This window comes from Candidatus Cloacimonadota bacterium (assembly GCA_012522635.1).
Classification (GTDB): Bacteria; Cloacimonadota; Cloacimonadia; order Cloacimonadales; family Cloacimonadaceae; genus Syntrophosphaera.
In genome coordinates this window covers 1-19,048 of sequence record JAAYKA010000024.1, presented here as the reverse complement: position 1 = coordinate 19,048, position 19,048 = coordinate 1, and the positions used below count along the sequence as shown (strand labels likewise).

Sequence of the window (19,048 nt, the reverse complement as noted above, 5' to 3'; positions counted from 1 at the left end):
AAAAAGGTCTTTATACTTTATCACAAGTAAGTTTTAAGCAAAGAGAGGTGGATAGATGAACTCTGCTAAAGACAAGAGAAAAGAACGTATATTGGAAGTTTCCATAGAGCATTTCACGCGCTGGGGCTACAATAAAACCTCGATGGAAGAGGTGGCCCGGGGCGCGCGAATTGCCAAAGCGACCATATACTACTATTTTCCGAGTAAAGAGCAGCTTTTCATAGCTGCAATACGTACAAAAGCGGAGGAGCTTTTTATAAAGTTGGAAGAAGAAATTAGCTCAGCAAACAATTTTGAAGACAAGTTTTCCAGCTTTCTACGTTTGCCAATGATCTATATATTTGAAAATATGCCCATCCTGATCGAGGCGATGCATCAGAACCCATTCGACGGCTTTGAGAGCCTGGATCAAATTCGCAACGAATACCGCGACCGCATGGGCATGCTTTTATCTGGGATCATCGTGAGCGGGAAAAAGGAAGGTTTGGTGAACGATTGGGTGAATCCACAGCAATTCAGCTTGATGTTCCACGAATGGTTTATGTTGGGGGACAACTGGATTGACCTTGACGACAAAGACAAGATCATCCGTCGCATCGAACGCGACCATGATCTCATTGTGAGGCTGATGCTATTTGGAATCATCAAGCCAGCCCGCAAGGAATCTCTATTTAATGAAAACAAAAAAGAGGAATAGGCCATGAAACGTATCTTTTTTGCACTTATAACGCTTATCTGGGCGCTTGGCCTGTCTGCCATCGGACTCCAGGAAAGTGTTACTATTGCCCTGGACCAAAACAGCTCTCTGTTGATGGCGCGCGAGGAAGTGGCAATCGCAGATCAAAGCCGTGCCCAGGTTCAGGGCGGCTTGTATCCCCAGCTCACACTGCAGGGAAAATATAGCCTGGCTCGCACACATCTGCCAAAAGCCGTGCAACTGCCTCCGGTGAATATTGGCGGCTACCTGAACCCTGAAACCTCCACTGACAACGACTATTTGTTGGCTGCCGCAATTTCGGGCATTGCGAACAATTTGATCCCAAGTTCTCCGATGGACGAAGGTTCACTTGCGGCATCGCTGCAATTGGATCAGGTGCTTTTTGCGGGCGGAAGGCTCGCCAATGGGATGAAAGCCACCGAGCGCTACCGTGAAATCACACGCCTGAACCTGCAAATGAAGGAACAGGATGTGGTGCTTCAAACCGAAAAGCTCTTCTATTCCTGTCTGTTGACGGAAAAGGTGATCGCTGTGCAAGAGGAGGCCTTGGGTCTCGCGCGGCGACATTTGGTTCGAGTGGAAGCCTTTTATCGTGAAGGAATGGTGTCTGAATTCGACCTTTTGCGCGCGCGTTTGGAAGTTGCCAAGCTGGAACCTCAGCTTTTGGAAGCGCAAGGTAATTATGATTTGGCTTTGGCTGCTTTTCGCACTCATCTGGGTCGAGCGGATGAAGATTTGACCCCCGAAGGTGAATTCGAAATGCCTCAGACTCTACAAATCAGCTTGGACGAAGCTTTGACTTTGGGAACGCAAAACAGAGCGGAGCTTGCCATGGCTTCCATGGCTTCTGAGGTGAAAGAACTGCAGTGGAAGGTGGAAAAAGGCGCCCTGATGCCAAGCGTGGGTCTTCAAGCCAGCGCGGCACTCTATACGAAAGCGGAAGAATTTGCCATCCATAAGGACGATTTTGGCACCAACTTCAGCATTGGCCTGGGATTTTCCATTCCCATTTTCGACGGAATGCAAAGCTTGGCAAAAGTTCGGGCAGCAAAACACGACTATATGCTTTCGCGGCTGCAGCAACAGGATTTTGAATCTCTGATCCGGCTGCAGATCACTCAGGATTATAAAAAATTGAATAACGCCCTTCAAAACCACAACGTACAAGAGAAAAATATCGAAATCGCGGAGCGAGGCTTGGAATTGGCTCGCGTCCGCTATGAAAGTCAGACGGGAATACAGTTGGAGGTGTTCGACGCTCAAACCACCCTGTCTGCCATTAAAATGCAATATTACCACTCGATCTATGAAGTGATTTCCGCCACTCGCGAACTTCAAAGATCGCTGGGGCTCACTCTATACAACGGAGACAGATCATGAAAAAAACAGCCATTATCACCATAATCTGCCTGGGTTTGCTCCTGGGCGCCTGCGGCAAAAAAGGCCAGCAGGGTAAAAGCATGGAACAAATTCAAAAAGAAGAGGGAATCCCGGTGCGCGTAGTCACCGTGACCGAAGACAGTATCAGTGAAGAGTTGACCTACAATGCGGTCCTGGGTGGCAGTTCCGATTCCTACGGCATATCCATGCTGGCAGATGTTGTGGCAGGGGTGCATGCCAAGGTGGGGGACAGAGTCTCCGCCGGACAGGTGATTGTATCCTTTCCCAGAACCACGCCCTCCGCGCAATTCGAACAGGCATCCACAGGCTTCAATGCCGCCCGCCAGGCTTATGAAAGAATGAAAAAACTGCACGAAGAAGGCGCGATTTCGCAACAGGATTTGGACAATGTGGAAACCCAATACAAACTTGCCAAAGCAAATATGGAATCCAGCCGCAAATTGATTAATGTGACCGCGCCTCTTAGCGGAGTTTTAACCAGTGTGGCAGTCGCGCCAGGGGAGATGAGCAATCCCGGGCAAATCCTGTTCCAAGTTTCGGCACCCGCGGGCTACAAGGCAAAATTCAACGTTCCAGACAAAGTGGCGCGAAACCTCAGGGTTGGAACCCCTGCCACGGCAACGGTTGGTGATCTCAGCCTCGAAGGCAGGGTCAGCAAGGTTTCCCTGGCTTTGGACCCTCAAACGCAGGGTGTGCCAGTTGAAGTCAGTTTTCCCGCCGGAGGTCAGCGCGTGAGCTATGGTGTCACAGCCCGGGTTAAGTTGCAAACCCAATCCCGGACTGGTGTCATTGTTGTCAATCGTGAACAAATCGTGCTCGAAAACGGCAAGAAATTTGTTTGGGTGGTTGAAAAAGGCCATGCCATCAAACGTGAAATCGAAACGGGAATGGACAACCAAGTTCGCTTTGAAGTAATTTCCGGTTTGGAGCCTGGAGATATTCTCATCACGGAAGGGATCAGCCTGCTTTCGGATAACGACCTCATCAAAGTGATAGAATAAGGACGCCGCCATGTTTCTCTCAGATTTATCGATAAAACGACCCATCCTGGTGTCGATGGTGCTGTTGGTGTTCATCGTGTTCGGCGCTCTTGCCTATTTTGTTTTGCCGCTGAACCTGATGCCAGACATCAACTTACCCTTCGTTATCATCCAAACTGTGTATCCCGGGGCGGGACCTTCCGAGGTCGAAACCCAGGTCACAAAAAGGATTGAAGATGCCCTCGCCACCGTTAGCTTGGTGGATTACACCCAATCTTATTCGATGGAGAATGCCAGCGTGGTCCTGGTTGCTTTCAAAACCAAAAAGAACGTGGATATAGCCAACCAGGAAGTGAAAGACAAGGTGGATGCCATCCTGCGTGATTTGCCAGAACAGGTGGAAAAGCCTGTGGTGATGAAGCTTAATATGAATACCCGACCATTTATGGACATCATTTTGAGCGGAAAACTGGATGCGCGCGAGTTGCACGAACTGGCGGATACCAAACTGAAGGACCGCTTTGGCCAAATCCCCGGGGTGGGCGAAGTTACCATCACCGGTGGAGCAAAGCGACAGATTGATGTAACCCTCAAAGACCAAGTTGTTTATGAGAATAGGCTGTCCATGACGCAACTGCTTCAAATCTTGGCAGCCCAAAACCTGGATATGCCGGCGGGAAACCTCAAACGTGGAACCCAAGAATATTCTGTGCGCCTGAAAGGTCAATATCAGGGGCTGGATGAGATTGCGGACGCGGATATTCCCACGGCTTATGGAGTTAAAAAGCTGCGCGACCTGGCGGATATCACAGACAGTTCTGAAGAAGTGCGCTCCAGGGCCATCTTCCATAATATGGACGATAAGGTCTTGCAGGACAACGTGGTGCGCATTTCCTTGACCAACGCTTCAGATGGAAACGTGGTCGATATCTCCAAGGAAGTGAAAAAAATCCTGCCTGAGATCCAGGCCGATCTGCCCGAAGGGGTGAGCCTGGACATCGTGCAGGACGGCTCCACCTTCATCCGCGGCACCGTGGAAGATACATTTGTGAATATTGGCTTGGGAATACTTTTGACAGGCTTGGTGTTGTTGCTGTTTTTGCATGATTGGCGTTCCACCTTCATCGTGGCTCTTTCCATGCCCATTGCCATCATTTCCACCTTCGTGTTCCTGCAGGTTGCTGGCTATAGCTTTAACCTGCTCACTTTGATCGGGATTTCGGTTTCAGTTGGAATTCTGGTAACAAACTCAGTGGTTGTGATAGAAAACATCTTCCGTCATAAATCTCTGGGTTTGAACAATCGGGATGCTGCAGCGAAAGGCGCGTCCGAGATCGCCGTGGCTGTTTTGGCAAGCACACTCACAAACGTTGTCGTGTTTTTGCCAATCGCATCCATGAGCAGCTTGGCAGGCCAGTTTTTCCGCGAATTCGCGCTCACAGTCACCTTTGCCACCATGATGTCTTTGTTGACGGCTTTCACAGTCACACCCATGCTGGCTGCCCGCATTTTGCCGGAGAAGCCCAAGCCAAACCGCTTCGGTGAGAAGTTCGACAATATCTTCAATAAATTCGCCACCTGGTACAGAAAGTTTCTGGGCGGCGTGCTCAGCAGTAAAAAACGCAGCCGTACCATCATTTTTGTCACCCTGGGCATCCTGGTTGCCAGCCTGGCCCTCATCCCGGTGGTGGGTTTGGAGTTCATTCCGGAAATGGACCAGGGTGAAATGTCCATCACAGTGGAACTTCCGCAGGGTTATAACATCGAGCAGACAGCCCAAACTCTCACCGAGATCCACAAACGCCTGGAAAAACACAAGGAGATCGACCATGTGATTACAAACCTGGGATCCTCAGGCACGATGAGCACCGGTACAAACCTGGCTTCCAGCACCATCAAGCTGGTGGACACAAAACACCGCAAGCTCAATTCCAGACAGGTGGCAGACTTGGTGACCCGCGATCTGGCAGATATCCCGAACGCGCTGATTAAGGTTAGCGCGGTCAGCTCCGGTTTTGGAGAAGCCACCGGCTTGGAATTCTATCTGCAGGGACAGGATAATGCCCGCCTGGAGCAGCTGAAACACAAGGTGACCGCACTGATTAAAGACACGCCCGGCCTCATCAATCTGGATACCAGCACCCGGGGTGGCAGGGCTGATATCACCATCAGACCAAAACGCGCTGAAATGGCTGCGGTGAATGCCACCACCTATGAACTGGCGCTCGCTGTGCGCGGAGCCATCGAAGGCTTGGTTTCCACGCAATATCATGAAGGCGACAATCAATATGACATCAAGCTTTCATTGGAAGATGAATCCGTGGATTCTCCTGAAAAGCTTGAAAACCTGAGCGTTACCATCAACTGGCAGCCTTATCCGCTCTCCCAGCTTGCCGATATTACTTTCGAAGAAGGCACAAACATCATCACCCATCGCGACCGTCATAAAACGGTGGTTTTCACAGCTGACGTGGCAGAAGGCGCGCGCATGGGCGACGTGATGAAGAGTGTAAATAAACGCCTGGACGGATTGGAATTGCCCAAGGGTTATGGCATCATCTGGGGCGGAAACGCCGAAATGATGACCGACATGATTTCCGAAATGATAAAAACCTTGATTTTGGCGGTGTTGCTCACCTATATGCTGCTGGCGGCAATTTTGGAAAACTTGCTGCAGCCCTTGCTGATTCTGGGGACGGTGCCGCTGGCCATCATCGGGGTCATTTTGTCGCTCCTGATAACTGGACAGACCTTCAACCTGGTATCACTGATGAGCATTGTGATGCTGGTTGGAATTGTGGTGAACAACGCCATTTTGATGTTGGATCATGCAAACGGTCGCCGCAAGGAAGGAGCCGACATCCGGGAAGCCCTGATGGAAGCGGGTGAAGTGAAGCTTAAACCCATCATCATGAGCACCTTGGCCATCGCCATTGGCATGCTGCCCATGGCTTTGGGAATCGGTCCCGCTGGTCTTGAACTGCGCAAATCCATGGGTATCGTGATGATTGGCGGACTAATCGTCTCCGCGTTTTTGACCCTGGTGATTATCCCCGCGTTCTACTACCTTGCCATAAAACAGCAGAAAACGAAAGTTGAGGTGGTTCCAGACGGCAATGTTTAGACCCACATAAAAGTCATGTAAACAAAAAAGAGGGCGCGAAGCCCTCTTTTTGTTTTGTTAATAGTGTATCTTAGAACAACACATAGCTGAAGCCAAGCCCCAGCACTTCACGCCACTGGATGTCCGGACTCTGTTCTTTTTCGTAAATCAGATCCAGGTTCAGATTCATGCTCAACAGCTTCCAAAGCTTGAAGCTCAGCATGTTTTCCCACTTCACATCCAGCGCTTTCCAGTTGTCAAAGCCTTCCACTTTGTCGGATTTGAACAAAGCTTGGTAGGCAGTGAGTTTTGAATTATAGCTGGCATTCATCGCGCTGATAATCTGTTTGTATTCCACAATCCCTTCCACACCGCCATCGATGGGAAGTTTGTCGTTACGACGATTCCAGGTTTCACGCACAGCACCACCAACGCGCACGTTCAGCTTGCTTTTATCTGTGTTCAAAATGCTGCGCATGATACCAGCACTTTCCGTAAAAACGATGGGGTTCACTATATAGGTGTCCTGTCCGGTTTGTTGATCCAAAAACTGAGAATCCATGCGCAGTGACACGTATGGGTCCACAAAAGATTTCAGGGTGAATTGCAGCAGTGACTCGTATGCAATCTGGTCGGTGGATTTCTGGGGTTTATCCCATTCCAAGTTGCCGGCTGCATCTCTCTTCTGCATATGCGTTTGCCCAAAAGCCAGCTTCAGGCTGTTTTTGTTGTTGAGCCATTCTTTCACTTGTTTTTGAGCCACGGTATTCGAGGTGGCGGTCCAGGTGATGTTGCTCAGTTCACTGCCATGCCAGTTATCACTAAATTGGCTCTGCGTAAGGTTCACCAGAATATCGGAATCGATGTCCCAGCCTTTGGCTGCCAGAATGCTCAAGCTCATCAGAGCCATGATAATCAGTATCAATTTGGGGGATTTCACGTTTATTATTCTCCTTTTTTAAGCCCAAATACCGGCTTCGGTGAGGGCTTTTTTCAAATTTTCCAAAAGGTCGGACTGCACGGCGCCCATTTCAGGGTTGTTCACGTGAACTGCCAAACCATACTTGATTTCGCCGGCGTTGGCGTCTTCTATCGCGATTGACGGCGCGGGATCTCTCAGGATGCGGCTTTCGGCATTCACCACGCCCATAATCACATCGCGGCCCTTGCTGAGATCAACCGTTCCCGGCACAACCAGGCTCAGTTCAATCTTGCGGGTGGGCATGGCGCTGAAGTTTGTGATGGCGCCACCGGAAATGGCACTGTTGGGAACGATAATCTTTTTGTTGTCGCTGGTTAAAATGGTGGTGCTGAGGATTCCAATATCTTCCACCAATCCGGTTTGACCGCCAGCATTAACTGTGTCGCCCAATTTGAAGGGGCGCAAGCCGATAAGCATCACGCCGGAAGCCAGGTTGCTCAGTGAACCCTGCATCGCCACACCAATGGCCAGAACCGCGGCGCTGACAATCATCATGAAGGATGAAGTCTTCACGCCTATGACGTTCAGCGCACTCAAAACAATAATCAAAAGCAGGATGGCATACAACACATTACCCAAAAAATTTGCCAGGGTCTTATCCGCCTTCCTTTTAATCATGAACCCGCTGATACCCTTGCTGATGGCTTTGGCAATGGCGTTTCCAATGATGAATATCAGAATCGCGATGGCCAGCTTGATGCCAAAATTGGCAAGCTTGCCGGGCATCTTCAGCCAATTAATGTTCAAAAAATCGATTTTAGGCATTTTTTTCTCCTCGTTTTAAGGTTGCACATTATTTTCATTTTATACTGCCAATATAAACCGGAACCTGGTCTTTGCCAAGATATATTTGGATGAAATGTGACAGTTTTGTTCGAATATGGGTCTGAAATCCGTTTATACGGATTCTTTCTTGACAGCGCGCGTTCCCCATAATCTTTGTTGTTTATATGAAACACACAGATGAAAACCTACCCGAACCAGAACAAGACCTGCTTCACATTCGCATAAAAAAGTTGTTTTATGAAGACTTGGAACTTGTCTCAAATATCGATTTAAAGGTGTCTCAGGGCGAAAAGATTTTGCTGACCGGCAGCACTGGCAGCGGCAAAAGTTCCTTGCTCAACACCCTGAATTTGATGAACCAGAGCTATGAGGGCGAAGTCCTCTTTTTGGGAAAACCCGTCACAGAATACACGCCTGAGATCCTGCGCAGCCAAATTGTGATGGTGATGCAGGAACCCTGGCTGGGAGAAGGCAGCGTGAGCGAAGTGCTGGATGAAGCGCTTTCTTTTTGTGCCAATCGCAAACGTCAGAGCCAGGCTCAAAAACACCTCATCGTCGAGCTTTTTAAGACGTTTCAACTGCCCGAGGATTATCTTTTGAAAAAAGCGGAACAGCTTTCAGGAGGGGAAAAACAAAGGGTGGCGCTGATTCGCGCCATGATGCTTCAACCCCAGATTTTGCTTTTGGACGAGGTTTCTTCCGCCTTGGATCAAACCACCTCCGGCATCATTTCGGATTTTATTTTCGGAGTCTGCGGCAGCACGGTGATTGCCATTTCCCACGATCCACTCTGGCAAAGCCGCTGGCAGCGCAGATGGCGGATTCAGGATGGCAGAATTCACGATAATGGAGGCAATTGACATGGATATCAGCTATTGGGGACTCTTCTTTTCGATGTTGCTTCTGCTTTTTCCGCTGGCCATCTTTCATCAATTGAAGCTGAAACTCACCAAACAGCTTCTCACCGCCTTCGGGCGCATGATTGCGCAGCTTGCTCTCATCGGGATTTGGCTGCAACTGCTTTTTGAAAAAGACAATGTTTGGCTCACCCTCTTTTGGGTGCTCATCATGCTCAGCAACGCGGTCATCACCCTGCGCGGCAGGATTAAATTCCAGCGGCGCATCCTGGTCTCCATCTTTTTTATGGCGCTGGGAGTGGCTTCCTTGATTGTGATGCCCTGGCTGCTTTTTGTGGTGATTCGTCCCCAGCCTTTTTTCGCCGCCACCATCGTTATTCCCATCTACGGCATGGTTTTAGGTAACACCATGAACAGTTGCGCCCTGGCGATGGAACGTTTTGAAGGAAAGCTCAGCGACAACTGGAAAGCCTATTACACTCGCATCAGCCTGGGAGCCAGCCACTGGGAAGCCGCTTTGCCCGCCTTCCAGCAGGCCATGCATATTTCACTCTTGCCCAGGCTTTTATCGATTGCCTCCATGGGCGTGGTGAGCCTGCCCGGAATGATGTCGGGTCAAATTTTGGGTGGAGCTTCGGCTTTGGTGGCCATAAAATATCAAATGATGATCATGGCGGCGATTTTCAGCTCGGTTAGCATCGCGGACTATCTGGCTATCCGGCTGTATCTTAAACGTCGTTTCGATCAATTTTATCTGCCCAGGGCGGAGCCGAAAAAAAAGCCTCGTGCCGGGGCTAAAATGTCCGCGCAGACTGGATAAACCTGCCGTTTTCGGTATCGCCCCCTTATGTCTTCCTTATGTTGCAAAAGCAAACTTAAGCGACACATAGACTTAGGGCTTAGATAACCCGTTTTCAGCAGACTCGTTCCATATATGGGAGCCTTGTGTTGATTTCAAAACACACAGCTTCATCCGGGATAAATTGAATGAATGGCGGGGACAAACTCTGATATCAGGTCGAGCCCTTTGGGAAACGAGATTTTTCTTGACATAGAATCACCCCGACAAAAATGGATGAGTTATGCTGGAAACGTTTGCGTTTGGCTAATCCTTGGTCAATCAGGCAAATCCAGCTTCAAAAAACACAATATTTTAACAAGGGAGCCTTGATGAGCCAAATTGCGGAAAACCTGAAGAAAGTGCAGGAAAGAATTGCCCAAACCTTGCGGCAATGTGGGCGCGATGGTGAAAAAGTCACTTTGGTGGCTGTCACCAAAACCCATCCTGTGGAATTTGTTGATGAAGTCCTGCGTCTTGGCGTCACGCATATCGCGGAAAACAAGGTGCAGGAAGCCGAACGCAAAATCCCGCTTTTAAGCGCTCCCTACGAAGGCTTCCATTTCATCGGCCGCCTGCAGACCAATAAGATTAACAAACTCTTGAGCCTCAATCCCATGCTCATCCAATCCATCGGCAGCTTGAACCTGGCGCGGGAGCTTAATAAATCCCTGGGCAGAAAGAACCTCACCCAGGATATCCTGGTTCAGATAAACACCACCGCCGAGGAATCCAAAAGTGGAATAAGCTTGGAAAATGCCGAGGACATGATTTGGCAAATAGCTTCACTTTCCTGCCTGCGGGTGCGTGGTTTGATGACCATGGGTGTGATGAGCCTGGACCCCGAAAAGACGCGACCATTTTTCAAACAGTTGCACGCGCTGAAAGAAAAGCTGGAAAGCCAAAATATCCCAGGAGTCAGTTGGGACCACCTTTCCATGGGCATGAGCGGCGATTTTGAAGTGGCGTTGCAGGAAGGGGCGAACATGCTGCGCCTGGGTTCCGTCATTTTCGGCCAAAGGAATTACGGGTGAAGCTTTGAACATCATCATTATACTGCTCATCATAGTGGCGGCCTATTTCTATGGCTGTTTTTCCACCGCGCGCATAGTGGCGCGCACTTTCCGTTCCTTAAATATTGAGAAAGTGGGCACCGGGTTGGCAGATACGGAAAACATCTATCGCAACGTCAGCAAATCCATGGGCATCGTGGTGGGCGCGCTGGACATGATGAAAGCCCTGCTGTTTCTTCAGGTTGTGGAATTCCTGATGAGACTGCTTGCATTCCACGGCTCCATTGCCGGAGCTGAAATTCTTTACCACAAAAACGTGATGCTGATCTATGGAACAGCCATGTTGGTTGGTCATTGCCTCCCAGTTACACACAAATTCCGTGGAGGACGCGGCGTTTTCACCTACACTGGCTATCTGCTTTATTTTATGCCACTTCCGATGGTGATAACCCTGTTCGTGGCGTGGCTGATTGTGGTTTTGTGGAAGCAGTTCCGCTTCGCACAATATGTGATTGTAATTCTGCCCGTGTTGCTTTCCCATTTCTTTTTTGCCTTCATCCCCAGTTTCAGAGTGGATTTACCTCGCTTTTTTGTTGCCATCGTCTGGAGCAATGCCATTTTAATGGGGATATTGAATTTTGCCGTCTCTAAAAAACTGGGGGAATTGTAGATGCCAGAACAGCTTGTGGTTCGCAAAAAGAAAACAGCCGGCTTTTCGTTTTCATTCAGCGCCATAGATAAAATCACCCTGGCATATTGCGCCTGGATTGTTGTTTACATGACCATTGGCATTTTTTTGGGCAGGGTGGAGCATGCGGAAAAACATCTGCCGGGTCATTTGCTGGTGGCTGGGTTGGTTTTGGTGATGGCATGGGCTGAAAAGAATCTGGATTTAAGCAATAAACCCATATTAAATCAAGCTTTGCGGTTCATACACGAGGTTTACCCAATTGTGCTTTTCGCATATTTTTACGGTTCCCTTCATGCCGTTGCCCGCATCATTTTTCCCGATTGGTTGGATCCCTGGTTCATGGAACTGGATCATAAAATCTTCGGTTATTACCCCTCCCTGGTTTGGGGACAAAAATTAAACCATTGGCTGACCCAGGAAGTCTTCCATTTTGCCTACTTTTGCTATTATCCCATGATTGCCGGTCTGCCCGTCTATTTTTACTTGAAAAACAAGCCCGCCTTCAAAGAACTGATCTTCAATCTGACCTTTGTATTCTATTGCTGTTATATCTTTTATAGCCTCATCCCGGTGGTGGGGGCACGCATCCACACCGATGCTCTCACGCTTTCCCAAACCTATAGGGGTGGGGTTTTTACCCGCATTATGGCTCTGATTTACAACCGCAGCAACCATTGGGGCGGCGCTTTCCCCAGCTCTCATATCGCCATCGCGCTTGTGCTCACCATCGCGGCGCTAAAACACACCCCCAAAATGGGATACGTGTTCGCGTTCATCACCTTTTTTCTCTCCATTGCCACTGTTTATTGTCATTACCACTGGTTTGTGGATGCCTTGGCTGGCGTTTTCACGGGCATCAGCGGCTGGTTTGTTGGCTCTTGGGCCCGCTTAAAACTGGAAAGGAGCGTGGCTTGAAAAGCTTGGTGGTATTAATTTTATGTTTGCTCATCCTGCCCCTGAACGCGTGGTGGGATAAGCCAGATCTTCCCATCACTTCCTTCGATTATGGCAGCCCGCAAGGCAATGTCTCGCCCATCGCCATTGGGATGGGTGGCTTGAACCTGACCAACGCCGCGGATTTTTATGCCAGCTATTCCAATCCCGCGCTGTTGGGGACGAACCAATACAGTCTGCTGGCTGCGAGTTTCAGGGTGAAGGGTGATGACGACATGAGCATCGCCGAAGCTGCCCAATTCAGCAACGTCCTGCGCCCCAGCCAATTCAAATACGTAACGCTTTTGGCAAAACAGACAGCCTGGACCTATCAACCCATGTCCGCAATTTATATCATGGAAAGCCCGGATTCGCTTTTTGGTTATGACGGCAGCTTCCGCTATCTGGATTATCAGTTGGATAAATGGCAGGTAACTCTGGCTGGCAGCGACAATTCCTGGCAAAACCTGCGCTTTGGATTGAACGCTAAATATCTCACCGGCAGGCTGGTATATCTGCGCTCCGAACGTCCCGACACCACTTTTATCGACACCAAGGTCAAAGGTTTTTCCAGCGATTTGGGCGTCACGCTGCAAACCGGGGATTTCACCTTCGGCTTGGCAGCCACGGATATTCTCTCAAGGCTTTATTGGGATTGGGGTTACGACTCTGTGCCCCTGCAAAGCCACCTTGCCTTGGGCGCGCAATATGGAACCCAGAACATGACCCTGAGCCTGGGAACCCAGGGCAAGATTTCCCAAACCCCCGAGCCCACCTATCATCTTGGTTTCCAATATCTTTGGGGCTGGGAATCCTCCGCTTTCAGCTCCGGGCAAAATGTGTCCCAGGCCTTCACACTGCGTGCGGGGCTTTACAGCTCTGATTTCTATGGGATTCAAAATATCAACTATACCCTTGGCGCGGGCTATAATTACAATGTCTTTCGTTTCGATTTTGCCATAAACAACAAGGGTTTACGCTTGCGGGACAGCGAATATCTCTTTTCCCTAGGGCTGGGACTGCCCTAAACCATGAACGGCTTCAGTTTCCTGAATTCTGGCCTGCTTTTCTTCACCGCGGCCACGATTCTGCCTCTTTTAATCTGGCTTTTGGCAAAAAAGAAGCCCAAACGCGTGGTTTTTCCCACCCTGCGCTTCATCAAAGCCGGACAGCAGGAGGAAAAAAAGCGCACCAAGCTGAAAAACATCATTCTGCTCATCATCCGCATGCTGATAATCCTTCTGGTGACGCTGGCTGCCACGCGGCCGCTGCTGAATTACAAAAAACTGAAACCTTCCAAAAAACACCCACCCACAGCGATGGCAATTCTGCTGGATACATCCTACAGCATGGATTACGTAACCGAATCACGCAGCAGCCTCGATCGCGCCAAAGAAGCCCTGGAAAAGATTTCCCAAGCCTGCGACCCGGAAGACCGCTTCATCCTGGTTACCTCGGATGAAAAATGGAACCGTCTGCATTCTCAAATCTACGCGGGCGGCTTGCCGGATGACCTTTTGGGACAAATTTCCACAACCTATAACCCCTTGCCACTGCAGACGATGCTGGAGCTGGCACAGGAAAAACTTGGCGAAACCCAGCTGGCGAACCGGGAACTTTATCTCATAACCGACGCTCAGGAGCAGGAATATCCCACCGCCTTGGATTTGACCCTGAATGTAATCAACGTGGCAGCGGAGAAGGAATTCGATAACCTGAGCTGTTCAAATGCCCGCGTTTTACCGCAATTGGTTGAACGCTCACGCCGCCAAAACATTGAGTTTCAGGTAACTAACCATGGTTCATCCAGCCGGGAGGAAGTGTTGGTGCGCGTGGTTTTGGGCGAAGCCAAGGCCGCGGAAAAATTCATCTCCCTGGCACCGCGGCAAACCGTGAACCAAAGCATCAGCGTGGATTTGCGCGAAGATGGTTGGCAAAGCGGTTATGTGGAAGTTGTGGATGACCGCCTCGAACAGGACAACCGCAGTTATTTTGCCTTTCCGTTCCATTTGACGCCACGGGTCGCGGTGGTCACTTCCAAGCCCGGTTTGCCCTTATTTTTGAAGCCTCTTTTGGATGTCTATGCCGGAAGCGGCAGCGTTGACCGCATCGGACCCGAACAGCTAAGCCTTTCTCTTTTGGATAGATACCAGGTTTTTGTCTTTGCCGGGGCGGGTGCCTGGACTCCCAAATTGCGCGATATCGTTGCCCGTCTGGAAGAAAGCGGGCGTGGCGCTCTTTTCACCCTGGATTCTCAAATCTCACTGGAATACCGCTCCCTGCTGGAAAACCTCTTCGGCACCAAGTTTGGAGCCTGGCAAAACGACTCTGGCTCTGTAACTTACGTCAATCCTCACCATTTCACGACCCAGCTTTTGCGCGGGAAACAGATTCGCTACAACAATCTTGCTGGAAGCTGGAATCTTTCCCCCAGCAGTGGCACCACCTTGTTGAGCGGCGGTGGCAATTCTTACGCCCTGGCAAAAAATAACTTTATCTTGTGGAATTTTGATTTGGAAAACCAAGGTTCCACCTTCTTTTTGGACGCCGCTTTTGCGGTTTTTGCCTATCGCAGCTTGGAACACAGTGGAACAATGGTGGCTTCGGGCGAGCATCTCTCTCTGGGAGATACAGTTAACGCTGCCGAAATTATCCTGCCCAACGCTCAATCTCTGGAGCTTGCCACCCGTTCCTACAAGCTGGAACAGCCTGGCATTCATACACTTGTGCAGCCGGATGGCACCCAAAAAGTTGTGGCGGTGAACGCGCCCCTGGCGGAAAGTGAATTCAAACCCATGGATTACAAGGGTTTAAAAAACACCAAACTCTTGGGCAAAAACTGGTTCGACAGCCTGTTCCACACCCGCCTGGGACACGACCTTTGGAAAATCCTGCTGGCGGCGGCACTTGTTTTGGTGATTCTGGAAATCATCATCGTGAAAAGCGAAGAGCTGCGTCCCGCCACGGCAGCTTCAAACCCCTCAACTGGGAGTGACACATGATTTTGGATGAAATAAAAGACCCTTCTGAGCTCAAGGAAATGAGCCTGCAGAAGCTGGGCGTTTTGGCGCGGGAAATCCGCAAACGCATTGTGGACGTGGTTTCCGTCAATGGCGGCCACATTGCCCCCAGCTTGGGAACGGTGGAACTCACCCTGGCTCTGCTCAGCGTTTTCGACCCCATCAAAGACCGCGTTGTCTGGGATGTGGGACATCAAAGCTATGCCTGGAAGATACTTACCGGACGTAACGACCGTTTTGACACCCTGCGCACTCTGGGCGGCATCAGCGGCTTCACAAACCGCGATGAAAGCCCCAGCGATGCCTTCAGCACAGGCCACAGCAGCACTTCTGTCTCCGCCGCGCTGGGCATCGCCTGCGGACGCGACCTTTTGCGTGAAAAAGGTTTTTCCATCGCTGTAATCGGCGACGGAGCGCTCACCGGCGGCATGAGCTTTGAAGCGCTCAACCACGCCGGCCACCTGCAAAAGAACAAATTCCTGGTGATTTTGAACGATAACGCCATGTCCATCTCTCAAAACGTGGGCGGATTGCAAAAATATATGGCGCGCATGATGGCGAGCCGACCTTACAACACCTTAAAACAGCAGATTTGGGACCTCAGCGGCACCCTTCCCGACAGTCTGCGCCGCCGTTTTATCCTTGGCGCGCAGAAAATTGAGGAATCCATGATGAACATTTTGGTGCCCAACATAATTTTCGAAGATCTCGGCTTCAAATATGTCGGCCCCATCGATGGCCACGACACCAAACTGCTCACCAGCATCATGCGCCGCATCAAACGTCACATGATTGGACCCGTGCTGCTGCACGTTGTCACCCAAAAAGGCAGGGGCTACATCCCCGCTGAAAACGATTCCGCCTCTTTCCACGGCGTGGGACCCTTCGATGCCAACAGCGGAAAGCAAGCCTGCAATGGAAAGGAAGGATGGAACGAGGTTTTTGGTAAAAGCCTGGTGCGCTTGGCGGACGCGAATCCAAAGATTGTTGCCATCACCGCCGCCATGTCTGTGGGAACCGGTTTGGCGGAATTTGAAAAGAAATATCCACGGCGATTTTTTGACGTGGGCATCGCCGAACAGCACGCTGTGACCATGGCTGCGGGCTTGGCATGCAAAGGCATCCGGCCCTTCGTGGCAATTTACAGCACTTTCCTGCAGCGCGCCATCGACCAGGTTATCCACGACGTGGCTCTACCGCGTTTGCCTGTGGTGCTTTGCATTGACCGCGCCGGATTTGTTGGAGAAGACGGCGCCACCCACCACGGCGCTTTCGACGTTTCCCTGCTTTCGGCGGTTCCAAACCTGATGATCCTGTCGCCTTCCACCGCGGAAGAACTGGACGCAATGCTCAGATTTGCAAGCACATACACGGATGGTCCCATCGCCATTCGCTATCCGCGCGGAACCGCGGTTTGCACTCGGGAAGAAGTTCCTGCTTTCGAACCCGGCAATGCCCGCATCGTCAATAAAGGCAAAGATATAGCCCTGGTTTCCGATGGCGGCGCCATGCCCATCGCTCAAAAAACTCTGGAGCTATTAAAAACTGCCGGGCTCAAGCCCTGGCTGGTGGATTTGCGCAGCCTCAAACCCTTGGACGAGAAGCTTTTACGGGAACTGGGCGATAACTGCAGCCACATTTTCACCTTTGAAACCAACGTCATCACAGGCGGAACCGGTTCACGCATCGCTCAGCTTCTTTGCGGAACAGATTGCAGGGTAAGGAATTACGGTTATCCGGATAGCTTCGTTCCCCACGGTAAGGTTTCTGAACTGAACGAGCTGATTGGCTTCACACCTGAGCATTTGGCTCAAGAGATTCAGAACACTCTCAAAGCATGACCAGACCAATCGGCGAGCCCATCTGCGCGCTGATCACACCGCCTGGGCACGCGGCTGTAAGTTTAATCCGGTTAAGCGGTTACGGCTCCCTCGGCATTGTGGCAAAATACTTCAAAAACAGACGTAAACTGCTGCAAGCCCCCACGCACACCGCTGTTTTCGGTGTTTTTCACGACCATTTGGGAAAGCCGCTGGACCAGGTTCTCTGCACCGTGTTCCGCGCTCCCAAAAGCTACACCGGCGAAGACAGCGTGGAAATTTCCTGTCACGGCAATCCACGCATCGCAGCCAGGATATTGGAAAACTTGCTTTTGGAAGCCCGGCTGGCTGAACCGGGGGAATTCACCCTGCGCGCGCTTTTGAACGGAAAGATTGACCTGATGCAGGCGGAAGCGGTGAACGACCTCATCAGCGCCGCTGGCAGCAAAGCCGAAAGCGCCGCTCTGATGCAGGTGCAGGGGCTTCTGTCAAACCGTTTGCGGGCTTTGCTGGATGGCATCAACGATGCACGCCTGCGCTGTGAACTTGCCATCGATTTTGCCGATCAAGACCTGCCTCCTTTGGATGAAAAAGACCTGCAACAACGCGTTTCCAAGCTCCTCAAAGAGGCTCGCGAACTGCTTGGCGAAGGCAGGCTGGGACGCTTTATCCGCGAAGGAATCAAAGTTTGCCTGGCTGGGGCGCCGAATGCCGGTAAGTCCTCTTTGTTCAATGCTTTCCTAAAGCAAAACCGCGCCATCGTGACCCCTCATCCCGGCACCACACGCGACTACCTGGAAGAAAGCGTTTCATTTCACGGCTACAAGCTTGTTTTAATCGACACCGCCGGCTTGCGGGAAAGCGAAAACGACATTGAACTTGAAGGTATCAGCCGCAGTCGCGCGCTGATGCGTGAAGCGGACCTCGTGCTCTACCTGCTCCCAGCGGATGAACCTGTTGAGGCAGAACAGCTTACACCTGAATTGAGAGCCAAAACCCTCTGGCTGACCAGCAAATGGGACTTGCAATCCATTGATTCGCAAGACGAAAAACCAAAGCGGGACGGCTCCGCGCCCGAACGTGGCATTCCGGTTTCCACCCTGGAACCGAAGGGGTTGGAAGCTTTGCAAGACGCCATATTGCAACGCTTTGAGCTGCCGACAGGACATTTGGAACGTCCCTTGGTGACAAACGCGCGCCATTTGGCAGCTTTGGAACGTGCCATGCAAGCCCTGACTCGTGCGCAGCAATCCCTTGAACATCAAGCAGGATATGAATTTACCGCTTTCGATCTCGCGGCGGCGGCGGGAGATATCGGCGAAATTCTGGGCATTTCCGCCGATGGCGATCTCTTGAACGATATTTTTGCCAATTTTTGCATCGGCAAATAAGACCCATTCTTTTTCTCAAAACCTCTCCACAAGTGATTCATAACTCGTTACAGGGGGCAGATATCCTGCTTCCACGGCGTCTTTCACTGTGATGCAGGGCAATGCCTGTTCCGTGATTTGAGCGCGTGTGAGGGTCGCCAAATCGAGCCCCAGCGCGTGCGCCATCGCCCACATCAGCTTCAAATAGGCGTTATGCCAATTCAAAAGCGGCTTTTCCCAGTTATTTACCGCGGAATTATAGACGTCCACATACACTCTCAAATCCATTCTGTAGCCCTCTGAAGGGTTCAAATCCTTCAAGTTTGCGGCAACTTCTGTGAAGCGTTGGTTGTTTTTGTTTGCTCTGGGTTTCACGTATTCGCGGGCTATCACCTTGCCCAGGCGGCGGTTGTAATAATATACCATGCCGTCGGCCTTGCCGCTGAAGCTGTGGAAAAAAGCTCCCAGTTTTGCTTTCATTTCAAACCTCCTTCATTTTTTGTCTCTTTGTCTCTTTGTCTCTTTGTCTCTTTGTC

Annotated in this window: 16 protein-coding genes; 13 read left to right on the top strand and 3 right to left on the bottom strand. The window is 50.6% G+C overall.

Annotation, left to right across the window (positions count from 1 at the left end; genetic code table 11):
- Nucleotides 1-55: 55 nt before the first annotated feature.
- The 4 genes from GX135_01575 to GX135_01560 are packed head-to-tail and all read left to right on the top strand — an operon-like array spanning nucleotide 56 to nucleotide 6,223.
- The gene (locus GX135_01575) at nucleotides 56-697 is read left to right on the top strand and encodes a TetR/AcrR family transcriptional regulator (protein NLN84778.1); all 642 of its coding nucleotides are present in this window, start codon (nucleotides 56-58) and stop codon (nucleotides 695-697) included.
- A gap of 3 nt (nucleotides 698-700) precedes the next feature.
- Nucleotides 701-2,098 (top strand): TolC family protein, encoded by a 1,398-nt coding sequence (locus GX135_01570; protein NLN84777.1) that lies wholly within the window; start codon nucleotides 701-703, stop codon nucleotides 2,096-2,098.
- Entirely contained in the window at nucleotides 2,095-3,120 is a 1,026-nt protein-coding gene (locus GX135_01565; GenBank protein ID NLN84776.1) for an efflux RND transporter periplasmic adaptor subunit, read from the top strand. The genes GX135_01570 and GX135_01565 overlap by 4 nt, the downstream gene beginning before the upstream one ends.
- 10 nt (nucleotides 3,121-3,130) lie before the next feature.
- Nucleotides 3,131-6,223 carry an efflux RND transporter permease subunit gene (locus GX135_01560; GenBank protein NLN84775.1) on the top strand — a complete coding sequence of 1,031 codons (3,093 nt, stop codon included), beginning with the start codon at nucleotides 3,131-3,133 and terminating at the stop codon, nucleotides 6,221-6,223.
- A gap of 70 nt (nucleotides 6,224-6,293) precedes the next feature.
- On the opposite strand, the gene GX135_01555 is transcribed toward GX135_01560, so the two are convergent.
- Together GX135_01555 and GX135_01550 are read right to left on the bottom strand one after the other, a co-directional pair.
- Nucleotides 6,294-7,142: a DUF3078 domain-containing protein gene (locus GX135_01555; GenBank protein ID NLN84774.1), complete on the bottom strand. Its 849-nt coding sequence runs from the start codon at nucleotides 7,140-7,142 to the stop codon at nucleotides 6,294-6,296.
- 18 nt (nucleotides 7,143-7,160) lie between these two features.
- Entirely contained in the window at nucleotides 7,161-7,949 is a 789-nt protein-coding gene (locus GX135_01550; protein NLN84773.1) for a mechanosensitive ion channel, read from the bottom strand.
- Between the two features lie 185 nt (nucleotides 7,950-8,134).
- Here GX135_01550 and GX135_01545 point away from each other — a divergent pair, with 185 nt between their 5' ends.
- The 9 genes from GX135_01545 to mnmE all read left to right on the top strand — a co-directional run bounded on the left by GX135_01545 (nucleotide 8,135) and on the right by mnmE (nucleotide 18,533).
- Nucleotides 8,135-8,830, top strand: a complete 696-nt coding sequence (locus GX135_01545) for an ATP-binding cassette domain-containing protein (GenBank protein ID NLN84772.1) — start codon at nucleotides 8,135-8,137, stop codon at nucleotides 8,828-8,830.
- 1 nt (nucleotide 8,831) lies between these two features.
- Complete coding sequence (locus GX135_01540) at nucleotides 8,832-9,647, top strand: ABC transporter permease (GenBank protein ID NLN84771.1); 816 nt, start codon at nucleotides 8,832-8,834, stop codon at nucleotides 9,645-9,647.
- A 350-nt stretch (nucleotides 9,648-9,997) separates the two neighbouring features.
- Nucleotides 9,998-10,699, top strand: coding sequence for a YggS family pyridoxal phosphate-dependent enzyme (locus GX135_01535; protein ID NLN84770.1), 702 nt, complete (start codon nucleotides 9,998-10,000; stop codon nucleotides 10,697-10,699).
- 4 nt (nucleotides 10,700-10,703) lie between these two features.
- Nucleotides 10,704-11,348 carry a glycerol-3-phosphate acyltransferase gene (locus GX135_01530; GenBank protein NLN84769.1) on the top strand — a complete coding sequence of 215 codons (645 nt, stop codon included), beginning with the start codon at nucleotides 10,704-10,706 and terminating at the stop codon, nucleotides 11,346-11,348.
- On the top strand, nucleotides 11,349-12,284 hold the full coding sequence (locus tag GX135_01525; protein NLN84768.1) for a hypothetical protein: 936 nt from the start codon (nucleotides 11,349-11,351) through the stop codon (nucleotides 12,282-12,284).
- Nucleotides 12,281-13,330 (top strand): hypothetical protein, encoded by a 1,050-nt coding sequence (locus GX135_01520; GenBank protein ID NLN84767.1) that lies wholly within the window; start codon nucleotides 12,281-12,283, stop codon nucleotides 13,328-13,330. Before GX135_01525 ends, GX135_01520 begins: the two co-directional genes overlap by 4 nt.
- A gap of 3 nt (nucleotides 13,331-13,333) precedes the next feature.
- The gene (locus tag GX135_01515; GenBank protein NLN84766.1) at nucleotides 13,334-15,304 is read left to right on the top strand and encodes a VWA domain-containing protein; all 1,971 of its coding nucleotides are present in this window, start codon (nucleotides 13,334-13,336) and stop codon (nucleotides 15,302-15,304) included.
- Nucleotides 15,301-17,163 carry a 1-deoxy-D-xylulose-5-phosphate synthase gene (locus tag GX135_01510; protein ID NLN84765.1) on the top strand — a complete coding sequence of 621 codons (1,863 nt, stop codon included), beginning with the start codon at nucleotides 15,301-15,303 and terminating at the stop codon, nucleotides 17,161-17,163. The genes GX135_01515 and GX135_01510 overlap by 4 nt, the downstream gene beginning before the upstream one ends.
- Entirely contained in the window at nucleotides 17,160-18,533 is a 1,374-nt protein-coding gene (gene mnmE, locus GX135_01505) for a tRNA uridine-5-carboxymethylaminomethyl(34) synthesis GTPase MnmE (protein ID NLN84764.1), read from the top strand. The genes GX135_01510 and mnmE overlap by 4 nt, the downstream gene beginning before the upstream one ends.
- A gap of 15 nt (nucleotides 18,534-18,548) precedes the next feature.
- On the opposite strand, the gene GX135_01500 is transcribed toward mnmE, so the two are convergent.
- On the bottom strand, nucleotides 18,549-18,992 hold the full coding sequence (locus GX135_01500) for a hypothetical protein (protein NLN84763.1): 444 nt from the start codon (nucleotides 18,990-18,992) through the stop codon (nucleotides 18,549-18,551).
- Nucleotides 18,993-19,048 lie beyond the last annotated feature (56 nt).

What these genes read in the sequence shown, in the direction of transcription:
- mnmE (NLN84764.1), top strand. Translation starts at nt 17,160, where the DNA reads ATGACCAGACCAATCGGCGAGCCCATCTGCGCGCTGATCACACCGCCT.
- GX135_01570 (NLN84777.1), top strand. Translation starts at nt 701, where the DNA reads ATGAAACGTATCTTTTTTGCACTTATAACGCTTATCTGGGCGCTTGGC.
- GX135_01565 (NLN84776.1), top strand. Translation starts at nt 2,095, where the DNA reads ATGAAAAAAACAGCCATTATCACCATAATCTGCCTGGGTTTGCTCCTG.
- GX135_01560 (NLN84775.1), top strand. Translation starts at nt 3,131, where the DNA reads ATGTTTCTCTCAGATTTATCGATAAAACGACCCATCCTGGTGTCGATG.
- GX135_01540 (NLN84771.1), top strand. Translation starts at nt 8,832, where the DNA reads ATGGATATCAGCTATTGGGGACTCTTCTTTTCGATGTTGCTTCTGCTT.
- GX135_01535 (NLN84770.1), top strand. Translation starts at nt 9,998, where the DNA reads ATGAGCCAAATTGCGGAAAACCTGAAGAAAGTGCAGGAAAGAATTGCC.
- GX135_01500 (NLN84763.1), bottom strand. Translation starts at nt 18,992, where the DNA reads ATGAAAGCAAAACTGGGAGCTTTTTTCCACAGCTTCAGCGGCAAGGCC.
- GX135_01550 (NLN84773.1), bottom strand. Translation starts at nt 7,949, where the DNA reads ATGCCTAAAATCGATTTTTTGAACATTAATTGGCTGAAGATGCCCGGC.
- GX135_01510 (NLN84765.1), top strand. Translation starts at nt 15,301, where the DNA reads ATGATTTTGGATGAAATAAAAGACCCTTCTGAGCTCAAGGAAATGAGC.
- GX135_01545 (NLN84772.1), top strand. Translation starts at nt 8,135, where the DNA reads ATGAAACACACAGATGAAAACCTACCCGAACCAGAACAAGACCTGCTT.
- GX135_01515 (NLN84766.1), top strand. Translation starts at nt 13,334, where the DNA reads ATGAACGGCTTCAGTTTCCTGAATTCTGGCCTGCTTTTCTTCACCGCG.
- GX135_01575 (NLN84778.1), top strand. Translation starts at nt 56, where the DNA reads ATGAACTCTGCTAAAGACAAGAGAAAAGAACGTATATTGGAAGTTTCC.
- GX135_01525 (NLN84768.1), top strand. Translation starts at nt 11,349, where the DNA reads ATGCCAGAACAGCTTGTGGTTCGCAAAAAGAAAACAGCCGGCTTTTCG.